The 22,675-nt window shown below is 64.1% G+C and carries 19 protein-coding genes; 12 read left to right on the top strand and 7 right to left on the bottom strand.

The window, feature by feature from the left end:
- Positions 1-124: 124 nt before the first annotated feature.
- The 4 genes from NMB96_RS00420 to gap all read right to left on the bottom strand — a co-directional run bounded on the left by NMB96_RS00420 (position 125) and on the right by gap (position 6,130).
- On the bottom strand, positions 125-1,483 hold the full coding sequence (locus tag NMB96_RS00420) for a DUF3999 domain-containing protein (protein ID WP_255085888.1): 1,359 nt from the start codon (positions 1,481-1,483) through the stop codon (positions 125-127).
- Positions 1,480-4,257, bottom strand: a complete 2,778-nt coding sequence (locus tag NMB96_RS00425; protein ID WP_255087013.1) for a DUF2339 domain-containing protein — start codon at positions 4,255-4,257, stop codon at positions 1,480-1,482. Before NMB96_RS00425 ends, NMB96_RS00420 begins: the two co-directional genes overlap by 4 nt.
- A gap of 183 nt (positions 4,258-4,440) precedes the next feature.
- Positions 4,441-4,911 carry a hypothetical protein gene (locus NMB96_RS00430; RefSeq protein ID WP_043889406.1) on the bottom strand — a complete coding sequence of 157 codons (471 nt, stop codon included), beginning with the start codon at positions 4,909-4,911 and terminating at the stop codon, positions 4,441-4,443.
- A 217-nt stretch (positions 4,912-5,128) separates the two neighbouring features.
- Positions 5,129-6,130 carry a type I glyceraldehyde-3-phosphate dehydrogenase gene (gap, locus tag NMB96_RS00435; RefSeq protein WP_023904970.1) on the bottom strand — a complete coding sequence of 334 codons (1,002 nt, stop codon included), beginning with the start codon at positions 6,128-6,130 and terminating at the stop codon, positions 5,129-5,131.
- 581 nt (positions 6,131-6,711) lie between these two features.
- Here gap and NMB96_RS00440 point away from each other — a divergent pair.
- The 8 genes from NMB96_RS00440 (at position 6,712) to modC (ending at position 12,777) form a co-directional block, all read left to right on the top strand.
- Complete coding sequence (locus NMB96_RS00440) at positions 6,712-7,224, top strand: SgcJ/EcaC family oxidoreductase (RefSeq protein WP_104591828.1); 513 nt, start codon at positions 6,712-6,714, stop codon at positions 7,222-7,224.
- A 287-nt stretch (positions 7,225-7,511) separates the two neighbouring features.
- On the top strand, positions 7,512-8,135 hold the full coding sequence (locus tag NMB96_RS00445; RefSeq protein WP_023902612.1) for an OmpW/AlkL family protein: 624 nt from the start codon (positions 7,512-7,514) through the stop codon (positions 8,133-8,135).
- 116 nt (positions 8,136-8,251) lie between these two features.
- Positions 8,252-8,866: an OmpW/AlkL family protein gene (locus NMB96_RS00450; protein WP_023902611.1), complete on the top strand. Its 615-nt coding sequence runs from the start codon at positions 8,252-8,254 to the stop codon at positions 8,864-8,866.
- Entirely contained in the window at positions 8,838-9,770 is a 933-nt protein-coding gene (locus NMB96_RS00455; protein WP_255085893.1) for a S1/P1 nuclease, read from the top strand. Before NMB96_RS00450 ends, NMB96_RS00455 begins: the two co-directional genes overlap by 29 nt.
- Before the next feature lie 13 nt (positions 9,771-9,783).
- Complete coding sequence (locus NMB96_RS00460; RefSeq protein WP_255085895.1) at positions 9,784-10,608, top strand: MBL fold metallo-hydrolase; 825 nt, start codon at positions 9,784-9,786, stop codon at positions 10,606-10,608.
- A gap of 76 nt (positions 10,609-10,684) precedes the next feature.
- Positions 10,685-11,461, top strand: a complete 777-nt coding sequence (modA, locus tag NMB96_RS00465; protein WP_255085896.1) for a molybdate ABC transporter substrate-binding protein — start codon at positions 10,685-10,687, stop codon at positions 11,459-11,461.
- Between the two features lie 15 nt (positions 11,462-11,476).
- Positions 11,477-12,163, top strand: coding sequence for a molybdate ABC transporter permease subunit (gene modB / locus NMB96_RS00470; RefSeq protein ID WP_255087014.1), 687 nt, complete (start codon positions 11,477-11,479; stop codon positions 12,161-12,163).
- Positions 12,163-12,777: a molybdenum ABC transporter ATP-binding protein gene (gene modC, locus NMB96_RS00475; RefSeq protein ID WP_255085898.1), complete on the top strand. Its 615-nt coding sequence runs from the start codon at positions 12,163-12,165 to the stop codon at positions 12,775-12,777. Before modB ends, modC begins: the two co-directional genes overlap by 1 nt.
- Positions 12,778-12,830: 53 nt before the next feature.
- Here the strand turns inward: modC and NMB96_RS00480 are convergent, their stop codons facing one another.
- Genes NMB96_RS00480 through NMB96_RS00490 form a run of 3 tightly spaced genes read right to left on the bottom strand, consistent with a single transcriptional unit; the run spans position 12,831 to position 15,104 of the window.
- Complete coding sequence (locus NMB96_RS00480; RefSeq protein WP_255085900.1) at positions 12,831-13,415, bottom strand: hypothetical protein; 585 nt, start codon at positions 13,413-13,415, stop codon at positions 12,831-12,833.
- On the bottom strand, positions 13,412-14,749 hold the full coding sequence (locus NMB96_RS00485) for a TonB family protein (protein WP_255085903.1): 1,338 nt from the start codon (positions 14,747-14,749) through the stop codon (positions 13,412-13,414). Before NMB96_RS00485 ends, NMB96_RS00480 begins: the two co-directional genes overlap by 4 nt.
- The gene (locus tag NMB96_RS00490) at positions 14,739-15,104 is read right to left on the bottom strand and encodes a BlaI/MecI/CopY family transcriptional regulator (RefSeq protein WP_043888927.1); all 366 of its coding nucleotides are present in this window, start codon (positions 15,102-15,104) and stop codon (positions 14,739-14,741) included. The genes NMB96_RS00485 and NMB96_RS00490 overlap by 11 nt, the downstream gene beginning before the upstream one ends.
- 154 nt (positions 15,105-15,258) lie before the next feature.
- Here NMB96_RS00490 and NMB96_RS00495 point away from each other — a divergent pair, with 154 nt between their 5' ends.
- From NMB96_RS00495 to NMB96_RS00510, 4 genes are all read left to right on the top strand, one after another.
- Entirely contained in the window at positions 15,259-17,217 is a 1,959-nt protein-coding gene (locus tag NMB96_RS00495; protein ID WP_255085906.1) for an acetyl-CoA hydrolase/transferase C-terminal domain-containing protein, read from the top strand.
- Positions 17,218-17,357: 140 nt separating this feature from the next.
- Positions 17,358-18,533 carry a phosphatidylinositol-specific phospholipase C1-like protein gene (locus tag NMB96_RS00500; RefSeq protein WP_255085908.1) on the top strand — a complete coding sequence of 392 codons (1,176 nt, stop codon included), beginning with the start codon at positions 17,358-17,360 and terminating at the stop codon, positions 18,531-18,533.
- Positions 18,534-18,670: 137 nt separating this feature from the next.
- Entirely contained in the window at positions 18,671-21,385 is a 2,715-nt protein-coding gene (locus tag NMB96_RS00505) for a TonB-dependent receptor (protein ID WP_255085910.1), read from the top strand.
- A gap of 370 nt (positions 21,386-21,755) precedes the next feature.
- On the top strand, positions 21,756-22,673 hold the full coding sequence (locus NMB96_RS00510; RefSeq protein ID WP_183086788.1) for a L,D-transpeptidase family protein: 918 nt from the start codon (positions 21,756-21,758) through the stop codon (positions 22,671-22,673).
- Positions 22,674-22,675: the final 2 nt, after the last annotated feature.

The raw sequence follows: 22,675 nt of genomic DNA on the forward strand, positions 1-22,675 counted from the left end.
GGCTGGCGACGCGGAAGATGGTCGGTCGAAGACGACGGGCAATGCGGATGCCTTGGCGACGGGGGACGCCCATTGTCGGACCTTCGCGCCGCAGCGGCAAACCGCAGTGCGGCGCACCTCGTTATCAGGCGTTGCGATTGGCCGCCGAGCTACGCAGCACACTCACTGCGAAACCGCCGACCAGCAAGGCGCCACCGACCAGCAGGCCCCAGAGCAACCAGCGCTTCCAGTCGCGCGGCGTGGTGGCCGGCTGCAATGCTGCATCGCCAGCCAGCGGCTGTGCCTGCGCGGCGACGCTGGCCTGGGCCGGTTGCCACTGCGCACCACGTTCGCGACGTAGCGCCTGCAGCATCGAGGCCAGCGGCGCTTCACCGCGTTGCACGCGCGCGCTGCCGGCAACCACTGCGTACGGCGGCTGGCCCTGCGCGAGAAACATCACTCGCTCCGGCTGGTAGCCCACACGCAGGGTCGGCACTGCGGTGCTGCGCCCTTGTGCGGCGAGCAGCCGCCACTGACGGTCGCGCACCGGTGCGGACAGCACTTGCGGCGGCGAGGCGGCCGCAGCGCCATTACCCAGACGATAGGCCAACCACGGCCCGGCCCGACGCTGCCACGGCGCATCGTCGGCATCCCGGCTTTCCACGATCCATTCGACCGCTTCGGCCTGACCGCCGCCGACATCGATCTGGGTGATCGGAAAGCGCCCCGGCAGGACGTACACCACGGCTGCGTCCTGCGCAGTGCCCGGCAGCTCCAGCCATTCCGAGTGGGTGAGCGCGGCGATGCCGTCCAGCTCCGCATCGACCACACGCAAGGCCGGCAGCTCGCCCGACACCGGCACGATGCGCAGATAACGAGCGCCCTCGTCCAATGCGATGCGCCGTTGCTGCAGACGCTGCGCCTGATTGTCCAGCGCCATCACGGTGGCGTCGGAGGCGAGCACGCGCCAGTCGCGCAGATCGTCGCTGCCTTCCACACGCAGTTGGGCCTGCACCGGCATATTGCCGTCCCAATCCAGCCACAGCGCGCGCACGCGATCGCGCAATGCGCTGGCATCGATCAGCCAGCTGCCGCCGGCGCCCGCAGCTACCGATGTGCCGGTGGCAAAACGGCCTTCCAGCCGGCGCACCGCGCCACTGGCATCGCGCTCGGCGATCAGCTGCAGATCGCCGTTGGCAGGCGCCGCACCCGCCGGTAGCGCAAACAACGGCAAGCGCTGCCGGCGTGGCGCGACGGCTGGCGCTGCGTCCACGGCGAGTAATGCAGTTGGCACCTCTTCGCCGCGCGCATCGATCACCGTGACATCGCGCAGCGCTGCGTCATCTGCGCTGCGATAGAGCGCATCGTTCAAGCTCAGCTGGTACATGCCGGCATCCGAGCCGGCGACCTGCAACGGCCATTGCTGACGATAGTCCTGGCGCACATCGGCCGCCTGCGCCATCAGCGGGACCAGCAGCAGCCATCCCCATTGCCTCGCTTTCATGCCTGATCCTTTTCGACGCCATCGTCTGCGACAGCAGGTTCTTCAGCAACCGCCTGACGCGGCGGCGCCGGTGCCAGATAGCCCACCACGGTGCACAACAGGCCATAGGCCATGAACGAGCCGATGCCGAGCAAGTTGCCCAGATGCTGGCGATCGACCAGGACCAGCTTGGCCAATACCAGACCCATCAACAACGCCCCACCCAACCACAGACCGCGTTGACCGCGACGCGAGCCGATCACCCAGCCCAGCACGCCCAGCACGCTCCACACGATGGTCAGACTGGTCTGCGACAAGGTGGCGTTGATCAAGGACGCATCCCACGCCACGCCCCCCCAGTGATGCACGCTGTGCAAGGTGCTGCCGGTGATCAACACCCAGCCCAGCACGCCCAGCGCCGTCACACGCCACCGTTGCAAGGCCAACGGCGCTTGCGCAGACCATGCCCAACGGGCAAGCAAGGCCAGCACGGCCAGTTGCGCCAGCTCGGCCGGATTGAACACGGGCAACCACGGCAATGGCGCGGCGCTCACCGGATCCAGCAATACGATCAACCAGCCGATGCCCAGCACCGCGAATACGCAACTCAGCAAGGCATTGCGCGCAGGATCGAAGCTTGCCCCCTGCGGCCACGCCAGCCACGGCCAACGCAGCAGACCCACGGCCGCCACAGCAAGCCAGGGCGAGGCGAGCAAGGCGCAACGCCAACCATTGGCGAGCACGAAGGCATCGGCCAACCAGGCCGCGCCCAACGACACCACCAACGGCCACAGCAACCACCAGATGAACTGCGCGGCCACAGCGCCGGCACCGTGCTGCATGCGCAAGCACCACAGCGCACGCGCACCGGCCAACGCAAACGCCAACCACGCCAACGCGCCCCAATGCGCGAACGGCTGGGTATGCGCATGGCTCTGCCACAGTGCCAGCGGCACGGCCAGCGCCAGCCCGGACATCACCGTCCACACTAACGCCGTTGCCGGGCGACGACGATGGACTTCGGCCGCCATCCACAGCGTAAGCGCGATAAAGCCCAGCAGCAGATCCGGTTCGCTGCGCAGATCGCCAGCAAAACTGAAGATCTCGTGCACGCCGCAGAACGTCCACCAGCCCAGCCCCCACAGATACGCAACCAGTGCACGCCGTGGCTGCCCTGCATCGCGCAGGAACCAGGCACTGGCGCAGCCGGCAATGGCAAGCAGCAAGGTGCTCATGCAGGTGGCATTTGCAATGGCCAACACGTCGTAACGCCACGCATCCACGCCGAAGGCGACGCCGACCGCCGCAAACAACTGCAGCGCCACACCGCTGAACTGCGAGATGCGTCGCTGCTGCCGCAAGCCCAACCACAACAAGCCCACACCTTCGAGTGCGAACACGCTGGCGGTGGCACGCGCCGACAATGCCAACGGCACCGCCAGCGTTGCAAAGCCCACCGCCAGCATCGCGTGTGCTTCGCCCAGCAAGCGCGTGGAGGCACGTCGCAGCAGCCAGCTCGCCAGACCCGCGTACAGCACCGCCACGGCCAGCGCGCACAAGGCCAGCGGCAACCGATCGCCTTCCAACAGACGCGCCTGCAACGCGAACGCCACCAGCGGTGTGCCGAACAACAGGCTGCCGTCGATGACCTTGCCTGCACTGCCATCGCCGCGGCGCGCATGCAGCACCGGAATCGCCACATACATGGCGAAGAACAACAGCAGGAACGGCTCGGTACTGGCGAATTTTGCCGGGCTGTATTGCAGCGCGCCCCACAGCGTGCCGATGCCGAAGGTGAAGGCGAATCCGAGCAGGTTCAGCACCCGCCACGGACGCGTCCAGGCGATCGCCACGATGCCGGCGTTGAGCACGGCGTAATACGAGAACAGTGCAACATGATTGCCGCTGCCGGTGGATAGCCAGATCGGCGCGAGGAAGCCGGCCAATACACCGAGCACCGCCAGCGTGCGCGAATCCTGCACCACCGCCAGCACGCACATGCCGGCAATCAGCACCACGCTGATGCCCATCGCCAGGCTGGCGCCCAACAGTCCATACAACTTGAAGGCAGCGAACACGGTAAGCAACAAGCCGCCGATGGCGCCGCCCTGCAAGGCCAACGCAAAGCCCGGGCGCTGCAGCCGCTGCTTCCAGCCGAAGACCAGGCCGGCCAATGCGAGCACGCTGATCCCGGCCAGCCGCAGCTCGACCGGCATGCGCATCCAGCCCTGGTCGCTGGCGTACTTCAACAACGACGCCACACCGGCCAGCAACACCAGCATGCCGACCTTGACCGGCACATTGCCTTCGGTGAACCAGCGCTTCACTGCGCTGGCTGCGCGCGCGATCGGGCCGGGTTCGGATGGGATGTATTGCGATTGCTGCTGTGGCTGTGGCTCAGCCTGCGCAGGCGCAGTGGACGAAGTCGGCGCATCGCCAGCGCTACGCGCTGCCGAAGACGCTGGAGCTTCTGCCGGCAATGATGGCGGCATCGTCACGACAGACACCGGTGCAGCTTGCAGGTCTGCTGCGCGAGGCGAGTCGGGTTCGCCAAATGTAGACACACCGACATCGGATGCGTCTTGCTGCGGCTCCCACGTCCTGAAAGGCGTTGGCATTGGGGTATGCACTGCTGCCGCATCTGCGGCCCCCGCCCCACTGGCCTGCCACTGCGCAAGCCGCTGCTCCAGCGAATCCACGCGTCGCCGCAACCCGGCAATCCACACCAGTGCGATCACCAATCCCACCGGCAACGCAAGCAGAAACAGTACTACCAGCCCGATCATCGTTTCCAACGCAGCAACCCCCTGAGTCGGCATCCGGCCGAATGCGCGAACCATACAGGCTCAGGACGCGTCTGGGCAGCCAAGCCGGGGGGAAATCTCTGCGACGCGATGACGTCAGCAGCTCCGGGACGCAATGGCTGCACGTACGCAAGCGCGCCCAAAAAAACGCCCGGAGAACCGGGCGTTTCAAACTTATTCGCGGTAGCCGCTGTCGTTCTTGTTGTGGATGATCCAGATCAAGTTGCCGCCGGTATCCATCGACTTGCCAGCGAAGACCAGACGGCCCTGGCCCTTGTAGGCCATCTCGTACCGGTAACGGTCGCCGCCGAAGAAAAACGGAATGAACGCCTTGCCAGTCACGTACGAACCCTGGTCATTCGGCTGCCCGATCAGATCGGTCACCTGCTTCATCGGCATGCCGATCTGCAACTGGGTGAACTTGCTGCCCGGCGCAGGCTTGCCGGTGATCTCGCCCTCGTAATCGTTGACGCCCTTGACCGTCTCGCCATAGCCGGCCTCGACGTCGGACGACTTGATCACTTCACCATCGGCATTCATCCAGGCCGGCGTACCGCTCTGCTTTTTCGCCGCCCAACTGTTCAACGGAGCCGAAAACGCAATCACCACACCGAGCGCCAATGCGCCCGCCAGAAATTTATTCATCGTTATGTTCTCTCGATCCATGGAGTTCCCCGATCCTTCGTACACGACACGGGAACGGCCGCCGTGCGCGCAAATTAGCGCACGTGAGCCTCTCAAAGTCCACATCTTGTACTGGCGACGAAGCGGTAACGGCGCATGTCCACATCACATTCCGACAGACAAAAAACGAAAGGCCCCGGCATGCCGGGGCCTTCAACGCGTCGCCTAAGCGCGCGATTTACTTCGCAACAACCCGCACCATTTCCAGGCACTTGTTGGAATAACCCCACTCGTTGTCGTACCAGGACACCAGCTTGACGAAGGTGGAATCCAGGGCGATGCCGGCGTCGGCGTCGAACACCGAGGTGCAGGTCTCGCCGCGGAAATCGGTGGCCACCACCTTGTCTTCGGTGTAACCCAGCACGCCCTTCAGAGCGCCTTCGCTCTGCGCCTTCACTTCGGCACAGATCTCGGCGTAGGTGGCCGGCTTTTCCAGCTCGACGGTGAGGTCGACCACCGAGACGTCGGAGGTCGGCACGCGGAAGCTCATGCCGGTGAGCTTCTTGTTGAGCTCGGGAATCACCACGCCGACGGCCTTGGCAGCACCGGTGGAGGACGGAATGATGTTCTCCAGGATGCCGCGCCCACCGCGCCAATCCTTGTTCGACGGGCCGTCCACGGTCTTCTGCGTTGCCGTGGCCGCATGCACGGTGGTCATCAGGCCGCGCTTGATGCCCCACTTGTCGTTGATCACCTTGGCCAACGGCGCCAGGCAGTTGGTGGTGCACGAGGCGTTGGAGATGATCGCCTCGCCCTTGTAGGTCTTGTCGTTGACGCCGAACACGAACATCGGCGTGTCGTCCTTGGACGGGGCCGACAGGATCACCTTCTTGGCGCCCGCGTCGATGTGCTTCTGCGCGGTTTCCTTGGTCAGGAACAGGCCGGTGGATTCGATCACCACCTCGGCGCCGACGGCATCCCACTTGAGGTTGGCCGGGTCGCGTTCCTGGGTCAGACGGATCTTGTTGCCGTTGACGATCAGCGTGTTGCCGTCGACCGAGACTTCGGCCTTGAAGCGGCCATGCACCGAATCGTATTGCAGCATGTAGGCCAGATAGTCGGGCTCGAGCAGGTCATTGATGGCCACGATCTCGATGTCATTGCCGAAGTTCTGCACCGCAGAGCGCAGCACGTTGCGGCCGATGCGACCGAATCCGTTGATGCCAACCTTGATTGCCATGTTCACTAGCTCCTGCGGCCGCGACAGCGCGGCGGATGGAAAGGGACGGCCATTCTAGCAGCGTCGCACTCGCGCAGCCGTGCGTTTGAATACCGCGCAGGACAGCGTGCAAAGACGTTGTGGTCAGGTGCAGCCGCACCCATCGCAGGCATCGCCGAACCACTGCCGGTAGACGCAGTGCCGACCCTGGATATCTGCGCTCGCTGCATGCGCGATGCACGGCCCCACATGCAACGAGAGACCTGCTGATCCAACGCCTGCACGCACCGCGCTGGCAGCGGGCTCGGCAATAGCCTGTGTCCTTCAAGAAGGCACCGGCGCATCGCTCTCACATGGGCATCCGCACGCGTTGCTCAGCGCTCGACGCTCGGCGCAACGAACAATTGTCCGCACAACAGGCAAAACCTGAAGAGGGCCATAAATCCTCATTAAATTATTTATTTTCAATTGCTTAGAAATATCCAAACTACGCCATACAGCATACTCAAGACTATGCCGAACAGCAGAATTTCGGCGCTCCGTGGATTTCGATACTGGCCCTGCCTGCTGAGGCACCCATCAATCACAACGGAGATTCCCCCATGCGTCGCACCCTTCTCTCTCTGGTTCTGGCTCTGGCCGCCACCCCGGCGCTGGCTGGCGGCGTGATGCATTACACCGAAAAGGCAACGCTGCCCGCCGATGGCGAAGCGCGCGAAGTGGCTGCACTGTTCGACACCTGGAACGCGGCGCTGGCCACCGGCAACCCGCACAAGGTGGCCGATCTGTACGCACCGGACGGTGTGCTGCTGCCGACCGTCTCCAACGAAGTGCGCGCCTCGCGGGCGCAGATCGAAAAGTACTTTGAGATGTTCCTGACCAAGAAGCCGCAGGGCGTCGTCAACTACCGCACCGTGCGCGTACTCGATGAGGACAGCGCGGTGGACGCCGGTGTCTATACCTTCACGCTGACCGACAAGGACGGCAAGAAGAGCAAGGTGCAGGCGCGCTACACCTTCGTGTACGAAAAGCGTGACGACAAGTGGCTGATCATCAACCACCACAGCTCGGCGATGCCGGAAGTGGATGCGCCCAAGGTCGCCAAGGTCAAGTAAGTGCTCGATCCCTGCAGCCATCCGCTCGCTGCCTGCTCCATCGCGCATGCAAGCGGCGGTGTTCCTCCCCCGCCGCCGCTTGCACAAGGCGCATCGCGTTGCACCTCGGACGCGATGCGCCGGTGCGATCACCGCCACGGCGCGCACCGCTGTTGTCAATGCCAGCTCCTGCTCACACCGCTGCATGACCCACAGCGTCATGGCGCCAACGGATTGATCAGGATCAAGGCAGCCCTCGGGCAAACCCTCAAGACTTACTCCATCTTCTGCACACAACGAGAATTTCTATGCGCATGCGCTCTACCCTTCTGCTCGCCGGCCTGGCCGCCAGCTTTGCCAGCGTCCCCGCATTGGCTCAATCCAAAGGCGACTGGACGGTTGCCGTCGGCGCCCACCAGGTCGCGCCCAAATCCGATAACGGCCGTCTGGTCGGCGGCACGCTCGAAGCAGACGTCGGCAAGGACATCAAGCCGACCTTCACTGCGGAATACTTCATTGCCGACAACCTGGGCATCGAAGTTCTGGCTGCGCTGCCGTTCGAGCACGACATCGCGCTCCGCGGCATGGGGCGTGTCGGCAGCACCAAGCATCTGCCGCCGGTGATTTCGCTGCAGTACCACTTCAACAGCCAGGGCAAGCTCTCGCCGTTCGTTGGCGCGGGTATCAATTACACCCGTTTCTTCAGCACCGACACCCGCGGCGCGCTGGCCGGCAGCGATCTGGAACTGGACGATTCCTGGGGCCTTGCCCTGCATGCAGGCGTGGACTACAAGCTCAGCGAGCGCGGCGCCCTGCGCGTGAACCTGCGTTGGATCGATATCGACACCGAAGCCAGCCTCGATGGCAACCGCATCGGCACGGTCAACATCGACCCGCTGGTCTATGGCGTGGCGTACGTGCACCGGTTCTGATCCACTGCGTGCGCGGTGCATCTCTGGCACACTGGGCGTCCAGGGACGTGCATCCACCGCCGGAGTTGCGGACAGGTTGGTCACGTCGACCGCCTGTCCGACCTACCGGGGATTCCATGAGCATGCTGATCCGTACCGCCCTCGCCATCGCACTGGCCGCTTCGGCCACACCCGCCCTTGCACAGTCGGCCGGCCACTGGACCACCGGCTACGGTGCCGGCTATGTCTCGCCCAAATCCGACAGCGGCACCTTCGGCGGCACGCGTGCCGAGATCAAGGGCGCACCGGCGCTGTCGTTCACCTACGAATACTTCATCCGCAACAATCTCGGCATCGAGGTGCACGCTGCCGTCTCGGGCAAGCACGATCTGGAACTCGACGGTATCGGCAAGGTGGGGAGCTACTGGTCGGTGCCGCCGAGCGTGCTGTTGCAGTACCACATCAACGGCTACGGCACGGTGTCGCCGTTCGTGGGTGTGGGCATCAACTACACCACCTTTCTCGGTGAAGACGTCGATGATGCATTCGGCAATGGCGATCTGAGCTTCGACGATTCGGTGGGCGCCACCGCGCATGTCGGGGTGGACTTCATCTTCAACGAGCGCAGCGGCTTGCGCGTGGATGCGCGCTGGACCGGCTCGCAAAGCAACGTCGACTTCAACGGCGCGCGGCTGGGCAAGGCGAAGATCGATCCGCTGACCTATGGCGTGTCCTACCTGGTGTACTTCTGATCGTATTGCCGACGCCATGCTGAGGCGTGGCCGTCGTGCGACCGGGACGGCCATCAAACCGTCCCAAAGCGATGCGTACAATTACGGGATGAAGACCTTTTCCACTTATGTTGTCGTTCTTGCCGCCGCCGTTGCCGCGGCACTCCAGCCCATGACCGCATTCGCCTGGGGCCCGCAGGGCCACCGCTTGGTGGCGCGCGTTGCAGAAACCGAACTGACGCCGCAAGCGCGTGCGCAGGTGGCGCAATTGCTGGCAGGCGAGTCGAATCCGAGCCTGGCCGGGGTCGCGACCTGGGCCGATGAACTGCGCGAACACGATCCGGATCTGGGCAAGCGCTCCGGGCCCTGGCATTACGTCAACCTGGGTGAACACGAGTGCGGCTACGTGCCGGCGCGCGACTGCCCGGATGGCAATTGCGTGATCGCCGCGCTCGAGCAGCAAACCGCGTTGCTTGCCGATCGCAGCCAGCCGTTGGACGTGCGGCGGCAGGCATTGAAGTTCGTGGTGCATTTTGTCGGCGACATCCATCAGCCCATGCATGCCGGCTACGCGCACGACAAGGGCGGCAATACGTTCCAGCTGCAGGTCGATGGCAAGGGCAGCAACCTGCATGCGCTGTGGGACAGCGGCATGCTCAACCACAGCCACCTCAACGACGATGCGTATCTGCCACGTCTGCTGGCGTTGCCGGCTGCCGCTGCAATGTCTCCGGTGCTGCCGCCGCCCGCTGCTGCCTGGGCGCAGGCGTCGTGCAAGATCGCGATCACGCCGGGCGTGTATCCGAGCGAGCATGTAGTGCCGGATAACTACATCGCCACCTATCGTCCGATCGCCGAGACGCAATTGCGGCTTGCCGGCGACCGACTCGCCGCCGTGCTCAATGCGGCGCTGGCCGCCCCCTGAGATGGAGACGCCGATGCAGCCCGAAGTCCTTACGTTCTTCCACGCCGACAGCAACACCTTCACCTATGTGGTCGCCGATGCGGCAACCGGTGCAGCGGCGGTGATCGACCCGGCGCTGGACTATGCGGCCGACACCGGCGAGGTCAGCACGTGCGCCGCGCAGGCCATCGTCGATGCCATCGCCGAACACGGCTGGCAGGTGCACTGGCTGCTGGAAACCCATGCGCATGCCGATCACCTGTCTGCCGCGCAATGGCTCAAACAACAGTGGCCACAAGCGCGCATCGGCATCGGCGAAGGCATTCGGGATGTGCAGCAGACGCTTGCGCCCCATTACGCATTGCCGGAAGGTTTTCGTGCCGATGGCTCGCAGTTCGATCACCTGTTCGCAGATGACGAACGCTTCCAGCTCGGTGGCATCCAGGCGCGCGTCATCGCGGTGCCCGGGCATACCAGCGACAGCATTGCGTATCTGATCGGCGATGCGCTGTTTCCCGGCGATTCGTTGTTCATGCCCGACGCGGGCACGGCGCGCTGCGATTTTCCCGGTGGCGATGCGCGGCAACTGTTTGCCTCGATCCAGCGCATGTACGCGCTGCCGGAAGACACACGTGTGTTCGTCTGCCACGACTACGGCCCAGGCGGTCGCGCTGTGGCGCATCAGACCAGTATTGGCGAACAGCGGCGCGGCAATATCCATGTGCGCGATGGCGTCGAGATCGAGGCGTTCGTGGCGCAGCGGCAGGCGCGCGATGCCACCTTGCCCGAGCCCAAGCTGATCCGGCCGGCACTGCAGGCCAATCTCCAGGCTGGCCGATGCGGCAGCGTGGATCGGTAACGTTCCGGTGTGGTCGCCACGCGGCGCACGGGGTGCAGCCGCTATGATCGGTCTCTGACCCTGCTGGAGCTTACCCATGCGCACGATCGGTTTTTGGCAGCGCGCGTTCTGCGTGCTGATGCTCGCCCTGCCCGTCCTGGCCACTGCGCAGACTGCACCGGTGACGGTGTTTGCCGCAGCAAGCTTGAAGGAATCCATGGACGAGGCTGCGGCCGCTTACGAAAAGGCGACCGGCACGCCGGTACGCGTGTCGTATGCCGCCAGCTCCGCACTGGCACGCCAGATCGAGCAAGGCGCACCGGCAGACGTGTTCTTCTCGGCCGATCTGGAATGGATGGATTATCTGCAGCAGCGCGGCCTAGTGCTGCCGGCGCAGCGCCACAACCTGCTCGGCAACACGCTGGTGCTGATCGCCCCGGCCGCCAGCAAGGTGCGCGTGGACCCGCGCAAACCTGGCGCGATTGCCAAGGCCCTCGGCGACAGCGGCCGCCTGGCGGTTGGCCAGACCACCAGCGTGCCGGCCGGCAAATACGCCGCCGCATCGCTGCGCAAACTCGGCCAGTGGGATGGGGTGAGCAACCGCCTGGCTGAGTCGGAGAGCGTGCGCGCCGCATTGATGCTGGTGTCGCGTGGCGAAGCGCCGCTGGGCATCGTGTACGGCTCTGACGCACGCGCCGACCCCAAGGTGCGCGTGGTCGCCACGTTTCCCGACGACAGCCACGATGCGATCGTGTATCCGGTCGCTGCATTGAAGAACAGCAGCAATCCCGACACCGTCAAGTTCGTGCAATGGCTGAGCAGCAAACCGGCCAAGGCGATCTTCACCCGCCGCGGTTTTTCGTTGACCGATTGAGGCGCGCCGTTGTCGATGTTCACCCCGCAAGAGCTGACCGCGATCGGCTTGAGTCTCAAGGTCGCGATCGTTGCCGCCATCGCCAGCCTGCCGCCGGGTATTGCCTGCGGTTGGTTGCTGGCGCGGCGCCGCTTTCCGGGCAAGGCCCTGTTGGACGCGTTACTGCACTTGCCCTTGGTGATGCCACCGGTGGTGACCGGCTATGCGTTGCTGGTGGTGCTGGGCACGCAGGGGCCGGTCGGTAGCTGGCTGCTGGAATACTTCGGCATCCAGTTCGCATTCCGTTGGACCGGCGCGGCGCTGGCATGCGCGGTGATGGGCTTTCCGTTGATGGTGCGCGCCATTCGCCTGTCCATCGAAGCCACCGACCGCCGCCTGGAAGCGGCCGCCGCTACGCTCGGCGCCGGTCCGTGGCGGGTGTTCTTCAGCATCACCTTGCCGCTGGCCTGGCCGGGTCTGGTCGCTGGCACGGTGCTGGCATTCGCCAAGGCCTTGGGCGAGTTCGGCGCCACCATTACCTTCGTCTCCAACATCCCTGGCGAAACCCAGACCTTGTCGTCGGCCATCTACGGCTTGATGCAGGTGCCGGGCATGGAATCGGGCGTGTGGCGGCTGGCCGGAGTTGCATTGGCGATCTCGCTGGCGGCGCTGCTGTTGTCCGAATGGCTGGTACGCAGGCCGCATCCGCGTGAGGAAGACTGATGCTGGACATCGATCTGCAATTGCAGCGCGGCAACTTCCAACGCCACATCCGGATTCAGGACGCCGCCCGCGTGGTGGCCTTGGTCGGCCCGTCCGGTGCCGGCAAGACCACCGTGCTCAACGCGATCGCCGGGCTGGTGCGACCACAGGCCGGGCATATCCGCATCGATGGGCGGTGTCTGTACGATGCCCGGCAAGGCGTGAACCTGCCCACGCACAAACGCAGGATCGGCTACGTCTTTCAGGATGCGCGGCTGTTTCCGCATCTGGATGTGCGCCGCAATCTGCGTTACGGCCGGCATGCACGTGGCACGGCGCCGTTCGGTTTCGACGATGTGGTGGCATTGCTGGGGATTGCGCCGTTATTGCAACGCCGGCCGCGCAATTTGTCCGGTGGCGAAGCGCAACGCGTGGCGATCGGCCGCGCCTTGTTGTCGCAACCGGCGATTCTGTTGTTCGACGAGCCCTTGTCTGCGCTGGATCAGGCGCGCCGCGAAGAGTTGATTCCCTACCTGCAGCGCGTGCGCGACGAGATCCGTCTGCCGATGTTGTACGTCAGCCACAATCCCGACGAAGTGCAGCGCATTGCCGACAGCGTGCATGTACTGGAGTAAGCGCAGCCGGCAGCGCTGGTGCGTTGCGTCCACCCGCTGACGCAAGGCCTGCGTCAGCGGGCAACCTTGCCGGTGCGCACGCTGACCTTGCCCTGCCGCACCTCGAAGGTGAATGCGAACGACAGCGTCACCGGCACCGGTTCTTCGCCGGTTGCGCCGGTGCAGTCGTCCAGCGCCGCCGGTTGTGCCACACCAGGCGCAAACGTGCACATCGCGGCCGGCACGAACTGCCATTGCCGCACTGTGGTACGCACCGCCTGCACCAGATCGGCATTGCCCGGCAGCAGACCGGCCGCGCATTCGTCGCGATCGGACATCGGATCGACGCGCTGCACCGCGCCTTCGGCGGTCAGGATCACATGCGCGCACACGGTGGTCGGCGGCAAGCTCTGCCGTGGCGAATCGGCCGGCAGCACCGGCGCCGCGCTGCGCAGCGCGCGCGGCATGCGGAAGCGTTGTGTCGGCGCCAGCGTATAAGGCTGGATCGAAGAATCGCCGTCGCCTCCCGACTGCGCGCTCAGCATGCGCTGGTCGACCGAATCTTCGCGCTGGCTGCGCTGCTGTTCCTGCACACGTGGCGTTGCGCATGCGCCAAGCGACAGCGCCAGGACTGCGGCACAGATCGGAGCACCTCTCATCGCAGCGCCTCCTGCATCGCGCAGCCTGGCACAGCGCAACCGGCAAGGCGCTCGGAGGGTGGCGCATGCGATCGTGCAGCGCTGGCATTGGCGGTCTTGGTCGTTTGCTCAGGCGCATCCAGTTCGAACTTCACCGGCACGCGCACGTTCGATGCAATGGCCTTGCCCTGCGCGTACGCTGGTTTCAGTCGCCATTGGCGCGCTGCATCCAGCACCGCTTGATCGAAGACACCGGCCGGCGTGCTGCGCACGACGGCGATGTGCTGCGGTACACCGCCTGGGTCGACCTCCATTTGAAGTTCGACAAAACCCTCGATGCCGGCATCGAACGCAGTTGCAGGATATTTAGGCGGTCGCATCGTGGTGAAATCCGCATAGTTCGACTCACGCATGCGAGTGACACCCGCCGCATCGTTGTCTGCAGGCGCGGCGTAAGACGCTGCTGCGATACGCGCTGGCTGCAGGGCCCAAGCGGCGGCACTGAGTGTTACCGCGAGCAATAGCACACCCCCACTGCTTGAGCGCGAACGCCTGGCATCTTTCAGTGGCTTGCGCAGCGCTGCAATCCGCTGTGTCAACGGATGCGCCGCAGCCCAATGACAGACGAGCGGTGTGCAACCGGCACCCAGCTGGGTCTTGAGCATCGCGGTGGCGTAGCTGCGTCGCTTGCCTGGATGCTGTGCCAGCACGGCCGCATCGCAGGCCAGTTCCTGATCCAGCCGGAACGCGCGCCAGGCCAGATGCATCAGCGGGTTGAACCAACCGATGCAGAGCATCAAGGCCGCAAGCAGATTGGCATGCAGATCGCCGCGGCGCAGATGCAGCCGTTCGTGCGCCAGCACCAACGCGCGTTCGGCAGCGCAATAGCGCGTAGTGAAATCCGACGGCACCACGATACGTGGGCGCCAGATTCCCAGTGATGCCGGCAGCCCGGCGTCATGCGTTGCCGACCACACTGCATTGTCCAACGCGTGCAAAGGCCCAAGGCTGCGCACGAAACGATGCTGACGCTGCCACAGCATGGCTGCCATCAGCGCGGAACCAGTCAGCCACACTGCCAATGCCAGCGTCGTCCACGCAGCAGCACCGTCATGCGCGTTGGAGAGCGCCGGCATCGCAGCAAGCAGCGGCACCTTCAATAGCGCAACATCTGATTGCGGGCTTGGCAGCACGGCGGCCAGCAAGGCGAGCGGAACGCATGCCCAGACCGTGTACGCCGCCGTTGCACCAAGCCAGCCGCGCAAGGGGCGCCGCAGGAGCAGACAGATCGATAGCGCGGCTGCGGTGTAAAGCGTTGCGCGCAGCAGTAGCGGAATCAGTGCGTCAGGGCTCATCGTCCAATTCCTTGATCAGCTTTTTCAATTCCGCGATGTCGGACGCGCTGAGCTTTCCGCGCTCGCTGAAATGCGCCACCAATGGCGCCACCCGCCCACCGAATAGCCGTTGCAGCAATCCTTCGCTCTGTTGCTGTACCCACTGCTCGCGTTGCAGCAGGGGGGTATAGAGATATTTGCGCCCGTCCTTCTGCGCGGCAATGGCGCCCTTGTTGAGCAGGCGATTGAGCAAAGTCTTGATGGTCGGCTCGGCCCAATCGGTCTGTGCCAGCGCTGCGACCACCTCTTCTGCCGTGCGCGGAGCACCGTCCCAGAGCACTTGCATCACTACCGCCTCTGCATCGCTGATCGACATCCGATTACATCCGTAATTTTTAATGATTACATGCGTAAACCCAGTGGTTGTCAAGCCTGTTCCTCCTCGGGCTTCGGGCAGCGATTGCAGCGACCAACCGCAACGCCAACTGCCCAAGCAACCGGCTCGCCATCGGCTCGGCTACCCTGCACGGATGACCGAACATCTCACTGACCTGCCCTCCGCCGTGCAGCGGATCCTGCAAGATATCGAAGGCCCCTTGCGCGTCGGTGCGCCGCTTGGCATCGGCAAGCCGCATCGGCTGTTGAACGCCTTGTATGCGCAGCTCAAGGACACGCCGTCACGACCGCTGGCGCTGTACACGGCGCTGTCGCTCAATCCGCCCAAGCCCGGTGCGGGGCTGGAGGCGCGCTTTGCCGCGCCGTTTGTTGCACGCCATTTCGGTGACGACTTTCCGCGCTTGGCGTATGTCGACGACATGCTGCGCGACGCATTGCCGGCGCATGTGCAGGTGGAAGAGTTCTACATGCAGTCCGGCGGCTTGCTGCACTCCACCCAGGCGCAGGCCGACTACACGAGTCTGAACTACACGCACGCCGCTGCGGCGGTGGCGCAACGCGCGCCCAACCTGATCGTGCAGAAGGTGGCGCGCGAACCGGGCGGTATGCGGTTGTCGCTGTCGTGCAACAACGACATCACCCAGGACACGCTCGATGCGGTGCAGGCGCTCGGCCTGCCACGTCCGCTGTTGGTGGCGGAAGTGGATACGCAACTGCCGTGGATCGGCGGCACTGCAGCGGTGGATGAAGCGTTCTTCGATCTGGTCATCGACCTGCCCGGCCCGTCGCCGCGCCTGTTCGGCTTGCCGCGGCAACCGGTGAACACCATCGACTACGCGATCGGCTTGTATGCCAGCACGCTGGTGCGCGATGGCGGCACCTTGCAGATCGGCATCGGCACGTTGGCCGATGCGCTGAGCCATGCGCTGGTGCTGCGACAGACCGACAATGCGACCTATCGGCGCGTGCTGCATGCATTGGATCCGGAGCTGGAACAGCATCCTGCGGTGCACGCCAGCGGTGGTCTGGAGCCCTTCGAGATCGGCCTGTACGGTTGCAGCGAGATGCTCAATGAGGGCTTCAAGCAGCTGGTGGACTGCGGCGTGATCCGCCGCAAGGTCCACGACGATCTGCCGCTGATGCAGCGCATCGCCGACGGCAGTGCCGATGCGGCCGATCACGCGCGGCTGGCACGCGAAGGCGAGTTTCTGCATGGCGCGTTCTATCTTGGTTCGCCGGACTTCTACCAATGGCTGCGCGATCTGGATGCGGAGACCCGCGATGCCATCGGCATGCGCCGCATCAGCGAGATCAATCAGCTCTACGGCGGTAACGAAACATTGGAGCGCTTGCAACGCCATCAGGCACGCTTCTTCAACTCCTGCATGATGGCCACCGCGCTCGGTGCAGCGGTGTCCGATGGGCTGGACGATGGGCGCGTGGTCTCCGGTGTCGGTGGCCAGTACAACTTCGTTGCAATGGCGCATGCCTTGCCGCAGGCACGCAGCGCGCTGATGCTGCGGGCCACCCGCGATGCCGGAGCACATGCGGCCAGCAATGTGCGCTGGAATTATGGGCACACCACCATCCCGCGCCATCTGCGCGATCTGTACATCACCGAGTACGGCATCGCCGATCTGCGTTACCAGACCGATCAGGACTGCGTGCTGGCGATGGCGAGCATCTGCGATGCGCGCTTTCAGGATGCATTGCTTGCCACAGCAAAGGCATCGCGCAAGCTGCGTGGCGACCCTGTACTGCCTGCCCGCGCACAACGCAATACACCGCAAGCGCTGGAACAGGCATTGGCGCCGTTTCGCCGCGACGGCAGCCTGCCGGACTACCCACTCGGCAGCGACTTCACCGAGGTCGAGCAACGCGTGCTACGCGCCCTGACCTGGCTCAAACGCGCCACTGCCAGCAACAGCGCGAAACTTACGACGGTGTGGCGCGCACTGCTGTCGCGAGATGCGGGCGATGCAAATGACGCTGCCTGCTTGCAACGCATGGCATTGGACACGCCACGCGGCATCGGTGAGCGCGTGCATGCACGGCTGCTGGCATACGCATTGCGCAAGACCAGATCGCACTGAGAGCGGCTTTGCCGGGATGTGCCGAGAAACGATGTCATGGCGCGTTTATCGCATTGTGACCCACGACGGCAACACTGCGGAAAGCGTTGCGTCAAATTTGGCCGGGATGATGGCGACCACCTTCTTTCCGGCTTCGGTGCATGCGCTTTCTACACGCTTTTTCGGCTTTGAATCCAGGAGATGACAGCAAAGCGAAGCCATCGCGCGCCAAGCGAAGCACTACGAGACACGTTGCATTTTTCGGCGTGTTGATGATGGCCAGCGTCACTTCACACGCCGCACCTCGCCTCACCGATCTGCAGTACATCGGTAGCCACAACAGCTACCACGCCGGCTTCGCCCCCAGCGAAGCGGCACTGCTGAAACAACTGAGCCCGGAATTGTTCGCAGCACTGGATTACCGCCATCCAGCGCTGACGCAACAGCTGGACGATGGCGTCAGACAGCTCGAACTGGATGTGTTTGCCGACGCGAACGGCGGCCGCTACGCGCATCCGGCGATCGTCGTGCAGATCGCCAAGGCCGGCTTGCCACCCGCACCGCCAAGCGCACCAGCCGGCGTAATGGACAAGCCCGGCTTCAAGGTCATGCATGTGCAGGATGTGGATCAGCGCAGCAACTGCCAACCCTTGATCGCCTGCCTGCAGGAAGTGCGCGCGTGGTCCAAGCAGCACCCCGGGCACGTGCCGATCTTCATCCTGCTGGAAACCAAACAGGCAGCGGTGCAGCTGAGCTTTCCGACCGTGCAGCCGGAGCCGTTCGATACCGTGGCGCTGGATGCCTTGGATGCCGAACTGCGCTCGGTGTTTCAGCCCGGCGAGTACCTCAGCCCCGACCAAGTCCGTGGCACGGCAGCTACGCTCAACGCCGCTGTGCTCGCGCATGGCTGGCCATCCTTGCAGGAAGCACGCGGCAAGGTCGTCTTCCTGCTCGACCAACGCGCGGCCGGTGCGAGCTACCTGCCCGGGCATCCGTCATTGCGCGGCCGCGTGTGCTTCACCAACGCCGTGCCAGGCGAAGACGATGCCGCGTTTACTGAACTCAACGATGGCCCCGTCGAGAAGATCAACCAGCTGGTGAAAGCCGGCTATCTGGTGCGCACGCGGACCGACGCAGACCTGAAAGAAGCGCTGCACAACGACACTACGCGCCGCAACAGCATGCTGGCCAGTGGTGCGCAATTGCTCAGCACCGACTTCCCCGCACACGAGCCAGCCAGCAACGGTTACGTGGTGCGCTTCGACGGCGATGCGGTCGCACGCTGCAATCCGCAGCTTGCGCACGCGCATTGCAAGGGCGTCGATCTCACGCATTGAGTGGGGTCACGTCTGCAATCGCACCACCCACGCCACACCACACAGACCTGTCGCAATGGAAGGCGTCGGCGATGCACGCCTGCGCCCGCGTTATCGGGCCTGGCACCCCACGTTCTCCAACTACGCGAGCCAACTGCATGCAGCACCCCCGCACTTTCCATCGTCTGACCTGCGCCATTGCGCTGGCGCTGTCGGCACCCGCGTTCGCCGAGACTCCTGAGCCCGCTACCACCACATTGGATTCGGTCAACGTGCAGGCCAAGCACGCTGCCACACCGGGATCGCTCAACGAACAGCGCCTGTCCAGCAGCGTCAACAGTGTGATGAGCAAGCAGCAGATCGATGCCATCCCGTCGGGCGGCATCGCCGATGTCGTGTCGCACATGCCGGGCCTTTCCGCTTACAGCGACATGCATCTGGGGCAGGCCACCACTGGCGAAAATGCCTACGTCAGCATCCGCGGCATGGATGCCAGCTACAACGCCTACACGCTCAACGGCTTCGGCATGCCCGAGACCGATTCGTCCACGCGCGCCATCTCGTTGAACATGCTGGCCCCGTTCGGCATCCAGTCGGTGCAGGTGTCGAAATCGCCCACACCCGACATGCCGGGCGACTCGATCGGCGGTGCGATCGACATGCGCACGCCCAACGCCTTCGACTTCGATCGCGACGTCTATGCCAAGACCACCGCGCAAGGTCAGTTCAACGCGCTGGCCTCTGACCTGGGCGGCAAGGACACTGGCGGCACCTTCCAGCAGGAGCTGGCCTGGAAGTTTGGCGACGGCCATGCCTTCGGCCTCTACGCATCGGCCTATTACGGCAAGAACAACAACATGGCGCAAGCGCCGGCGCCCAACAGCAAGTACGTGCCGGCCGATCCTGCATTCGCCAGTGCAACGGACCTGCGCGATGTCGGTCCATTGATCAGCACCCGCTACAAGTACAGCCTCTACACCAGTCAGATCGAACGCTATGGCGGCAATCTCTCGCTCGATTGGCAGGGCGACAACAGCGCACTCTATGCGCGTGCCATCTACGGCAGCTACAGCGTGACCGGGCAGCAGGATCAGTCCAGCGCGCGCCTGGAAACCTATCGCAACCAGCCAACCGCCGTGCGCGGCGGCTACTTCAACACGCACGATATCGACGAGAAGCTGGCAACGCTGCAACTCGGTGGCCAGACCACGCTGGATCGCCTGCGTTTCGACTATGGCAGTTCGGTCGGTCGCGGCACCCGCAGCCGTCCGGACTATGTGTCGGCCAGTCTGTATGGTTTCACGCCCGGTAGCTTCGCCTTCGACCTCAGCAACCCGCGCTATCCGAGCATCGCGCCAAGCTCACCTGCGTTGAAGGACTTCTTCTACAACCTGGATTCATCGCTGCTGTGGAAAGTGCAGGGGCATGACGCCGGCAGTCACAACAACCGCGTCAACGCACATACCGATATCACCTATCAGGTCGATGGCGATGTGCTGGACAGTGTCAAAGTCGGCCTGTCTGCCGATCACTCCGACCGCGGCGCCTACGATCATCCGTTCTTCCACAAGGACGGCAACTTCGTCACCAATGGGCCTTATTTTGGCGGGCCGAATTACGCGTTTCCCACGGCCGGCGGCCCGCCGCTGAGCGCGATCCCGGGACGTGTCACCAATAACGCGTTCGATGGCCGTTACGCAGGCCCGTTCAAACTGCTCAACCGCAACTGGATGCTCGCGCAGGCGCTGCCTTACAAGTACGTCAACGATCCCAACGGCGCAGGCATCTACACGGCCAATGACTACAACGCCAACACCACCTCCAGCACCGAGGCGATCTATTCCGGTTACGCAATGGCCGCGCTGCATATCGGCTCGGTGAGCGTGCTGCCCGGTGTGCGCTACGAGTTGACGCGCTACTCGGCCGAATCCTGGCAATCCAGCGGCGATGGCAGCACCGGCCGTTTCGTCGGCACCGGCAGCACGTATGGGCAAGTGTTACCGGGCATCAGCGTCAACTATCGGCCAGACGATCTCACCGTGTACCGCGCTTCATTGCGCCGCAGTTTCAGCCGCCCGGCGTTCGGCCTGATTTCCGGCGAGACGGTGTACACCATCGACGACACCCAGCAGGTGGTCGGCATCTCCAAGCCCAATCCCGATCTGCATCCGAGCAAAGCCGACAACGCCGATCTCTCCGCCGAGTTCTACGACCACAACGGCGGCGTACTCAGTGCATCGACCTATTACAAGCGCATCACCGGCTTCATCTATACCTCGCAATCGGCGACCAGCAACGACAACACGCTGGGCGGCCTGGTACCGACCGGCACCACGTTCGAAAACGGCGTGCCGGTGACGATGCCGCAGAACGGTGGCACCGCCAAGCTCTATGGCCTGGAGTTGGCGGCGAGCAAGCGCCTGCAGGACTTGCCGGGCATCTGGAGCAATTTCGGCGTCACCGCCAACCTCACGCTGCAACACAGCGAAGCAGACAGCAAGCGCAGCGATCAACCGGAAAAAACCTGGTTGCCACGCGCGCCGGAGCGTATCTACAACCTGGATCTGTTCTACGACGATACGCATCTGCGCACCGACCTGAGCTACAACTACACCGGCCTGCAATTGCTTGGCTTGACCAGCGACCGGCTCAACTACTACCTGCAACCGGTGAAGTCGTTGGACTTCAATGCCACCTACCATTTGCCGCACCATATCGATGTGGGTGTATCGGCCAAGAACCTGCTCAATGCGGCAACGTTCTACGAAACGCAGGGCAAATCCAAACGCTACATGGCCTACGATCCCGGCGCCGATGGTGCGTATGTACAGACCGGCCGGGTGTACATGCTGACGTTGGGCTATACCTACTGACGGCAGACATGCAGACAGATGCGGCGCGATGGCTGCAGCTGCAACGACCAGGTTTGCGCTGATCCAATCGATCGCCTGACTGACATACAGGCGATCGATTATTGCGCGGTGCACGACTCCCTCCGCCGCCCGGGTAGACGCATGAGCAGCCGGCTGACGCGTCGAATCGGCAACTGCGCGGAGGCGAGATAGCAGGTATCCACTTCTGACCCGCATCGATACTGCGTTTTCAGTCAGTCCCTGTGCAGCCATTTCACGCAGACCACGCAGGCAGCTCGGGCAAGGTGCGCGCATGCCTCTCTCGGACCTGCTCATGCCCTCACGCTCCTACGCTCGCGCCTGCCTGCTCACTCTCGCCCTGAGCGCTTCATTGTCTGCACTGGCGCAAGCGCCGCAGCCTGCACCTGCACCTGCAGCAACGCCTGCGGCGAAAGTCGTGCCGAGCGGCCCGCGTTCGGATCTGCACGCGCAGGTACTGCTGGATCGCGCGCATTTTTCGCCGGGGCAGATCGATGGCGAGCGCGGTTCCAATCAAAAGCGTGCCGTCTCCGGGTTTCAGGCCGCGCACAACATCAAGGTGACCGGTGAGTTGGATGACGCGACCTGGCAGGCCTTGCAGGCCGACGCCACGCCGGCGCTGGTGCAATACACGCTCACCGCTGCCGATGTCGCCGGACCGTTCCAGCCGATTCCCAAGGGCCCGGCCGAGCAGGCCAAGCTGCCCTCGCTCGGCTACACCTCGGTGGATGAGGCACTGGGCGAGCGGTTTCATGCCGACCCCGAACTGCTACGCCAACTCAACCCCGGCGTGGACCTGAGCAAGGCCGGGGGCGTGATCCAGGTTCCCAACATCGACGGTGTCCCGCCGTTGGCCAAGCCGGCCAAGCTGGTGGTCGACAAGTCCGAGTCGACGCTGCGCCTGTTCGATGCCGACGGCAAGGTCTATGCGCAGTTCCCGGTGTCTTCCGGCAGCAAGCACGATCCGCTGCCGATCGGCCGCTGGAAGGTCCTGGGCGTGGCGCGCGATCCCGTGTTCAAGTACAACCCCAAGCTGTTCTGGGACGCGAAAAAGGGCGATCAAAAGGCGACCTTGCCGTCGGGTCCGAACAATCCTGTCGGCCGCGTCTGGATCGACCTGTCCAAGCCGCATTACGGCCTGCACGGCACGCCGGAACCCGGCCATGTCGGCAAGACCGAATCGCATGGCTGCGTGCGCCTGACCAACTGGGACGTGGTCAATCTGGCCAGCGTGGTCGGCCCGTCCATGCCGGTGGTGATGCAGGAGTAAGC

Source organism: Xanthomonas hortorum (genome assembly GCF_024339125.1).
Taxonomy (GTDB): Bacteria; Pseudomonadota; Gammaproteobacteria; order Xanthomonadales; family Xanthomonadaceae; genus Xanthomonas; species Xanthomonas hortorum.

Bases quoted from the DNA above. Each gene is read 5' to 3' on its own strand.
- gap (WP_023904970.1), bottom strand. From the start codon at position 6,130: ATGGCAATCAAGGTTGGCATCAACGGATTCGGTCGCATCGGCCGCAAC.
- modC (WP_255085898.1), top strand. From the start codon at position 12,163: ATGCTGGACATCGATCTGCAATTGCAGCGCGGCAACTTCCAACGCCAC.
- NMB96_RS00445 (WP_023902612.1), top strand. From the start codon at position 7,512: ATGCGCATGCGCTCTACCCTTCTGCTCGCCGGCCTGGCCGCCAGCTTT.
- NMB96_RS00455 (WP_255085893.1), top strand. From the start codon at position 8,838: ATGGCGTGTCCTACCTGGTGTACTTCTGATCGTATTGCCGACGCCATG.
- NMB96_RS00495 (WP_255085906.1), top strand. From the start codon at position 15,259: ATGACCGAACATCTCACTGACCTGCCCTCCGCCGTGCAGCGGATCCTG.
- NMB96_RS00430 (WP_043889406.1), bottom strand. From the start codon at position 4,911: ATGAATAAATTTCTGGCGGGCGCATTGGCGCTCGGTGTGGTGATTGCG.
- NMB96_RS00485 (WP_255085903.1), bottom strand. From the start codon at position 14,749: ATGAGCCCTGACGCACTGATTCCGCTACTGCTGCGCGCAACGCTTTAC.
- NMB96_RS00450 (WP_023902611.1), top strand. From the start codon at position 8,252: ATGAGCATGCTGATCCGTACCGCCCTCGCCATCGCACTGGCCGCTTCG.
- NMB96_RS00480 (WP_255085900.1), bottom strand. From the start codon at position 13,415: ATGAGAGGTGCTCCGATCTGTGCCGCAGTCCTGGCGCTGTCGCTTGGC.
- NMB96_RS00460 (WP_255085895.1), top strand. From the start codon at position 9,784: ATGCAGCCCGAAGTCCTTACGTTCTTCCACGCCGACAGCAACACCTTC.
- NMB96_RS00420 (WP_255085888.1), bottom strand. From the start codon at position 1,483: ATGAAAGCGAGGCAATGGGGATGGCTGCTGCTGGTCCCGCTGATGGCG.
- modA (WP_255085896.1), top strand. From the start codon at position 10,685: ATGCGCACGATCGGTTTTTGGCAGCGCGCGTTCTGCGTGCTGATGCTC.
- NMB96_RS00500 (WP_255085908.1), top strand. From the start codon at position 17,358: ATGCGCTTTCTACACGCTTTTTCGGCTTTGAATCCAGGAGATGACAGC.
- NMB96_RS00505 (WP_255085910.1), top strand. From the start codon at position 18,671: ATGCAGCACCCCCGCACTTTCCATCGTCTGACCTGCGCCATTGCGCTG.
- NMB96_RS00490 (WP_043888927.1), bottom strand. From the start codon at position 15,104: ATGTCGATCAGCGATGCAGAGGCGGTAGTGATGCAAGTGCTCTGGGAC.
- NMB96_RS00440 (WP_104591828.1), top strand. From the start codon at position 6,712: ATGCGTCGCACCCTTCTCTCTCTGGTTCTGGCTCTGGCCGCCACCCCG.
- modB (WP_255087014.1), top strand. From the start codon at position 11,477: ATGTTCACCCCGCAAGAGCTGACCGCGATCGGCTTGAGTCTCAAGGTC.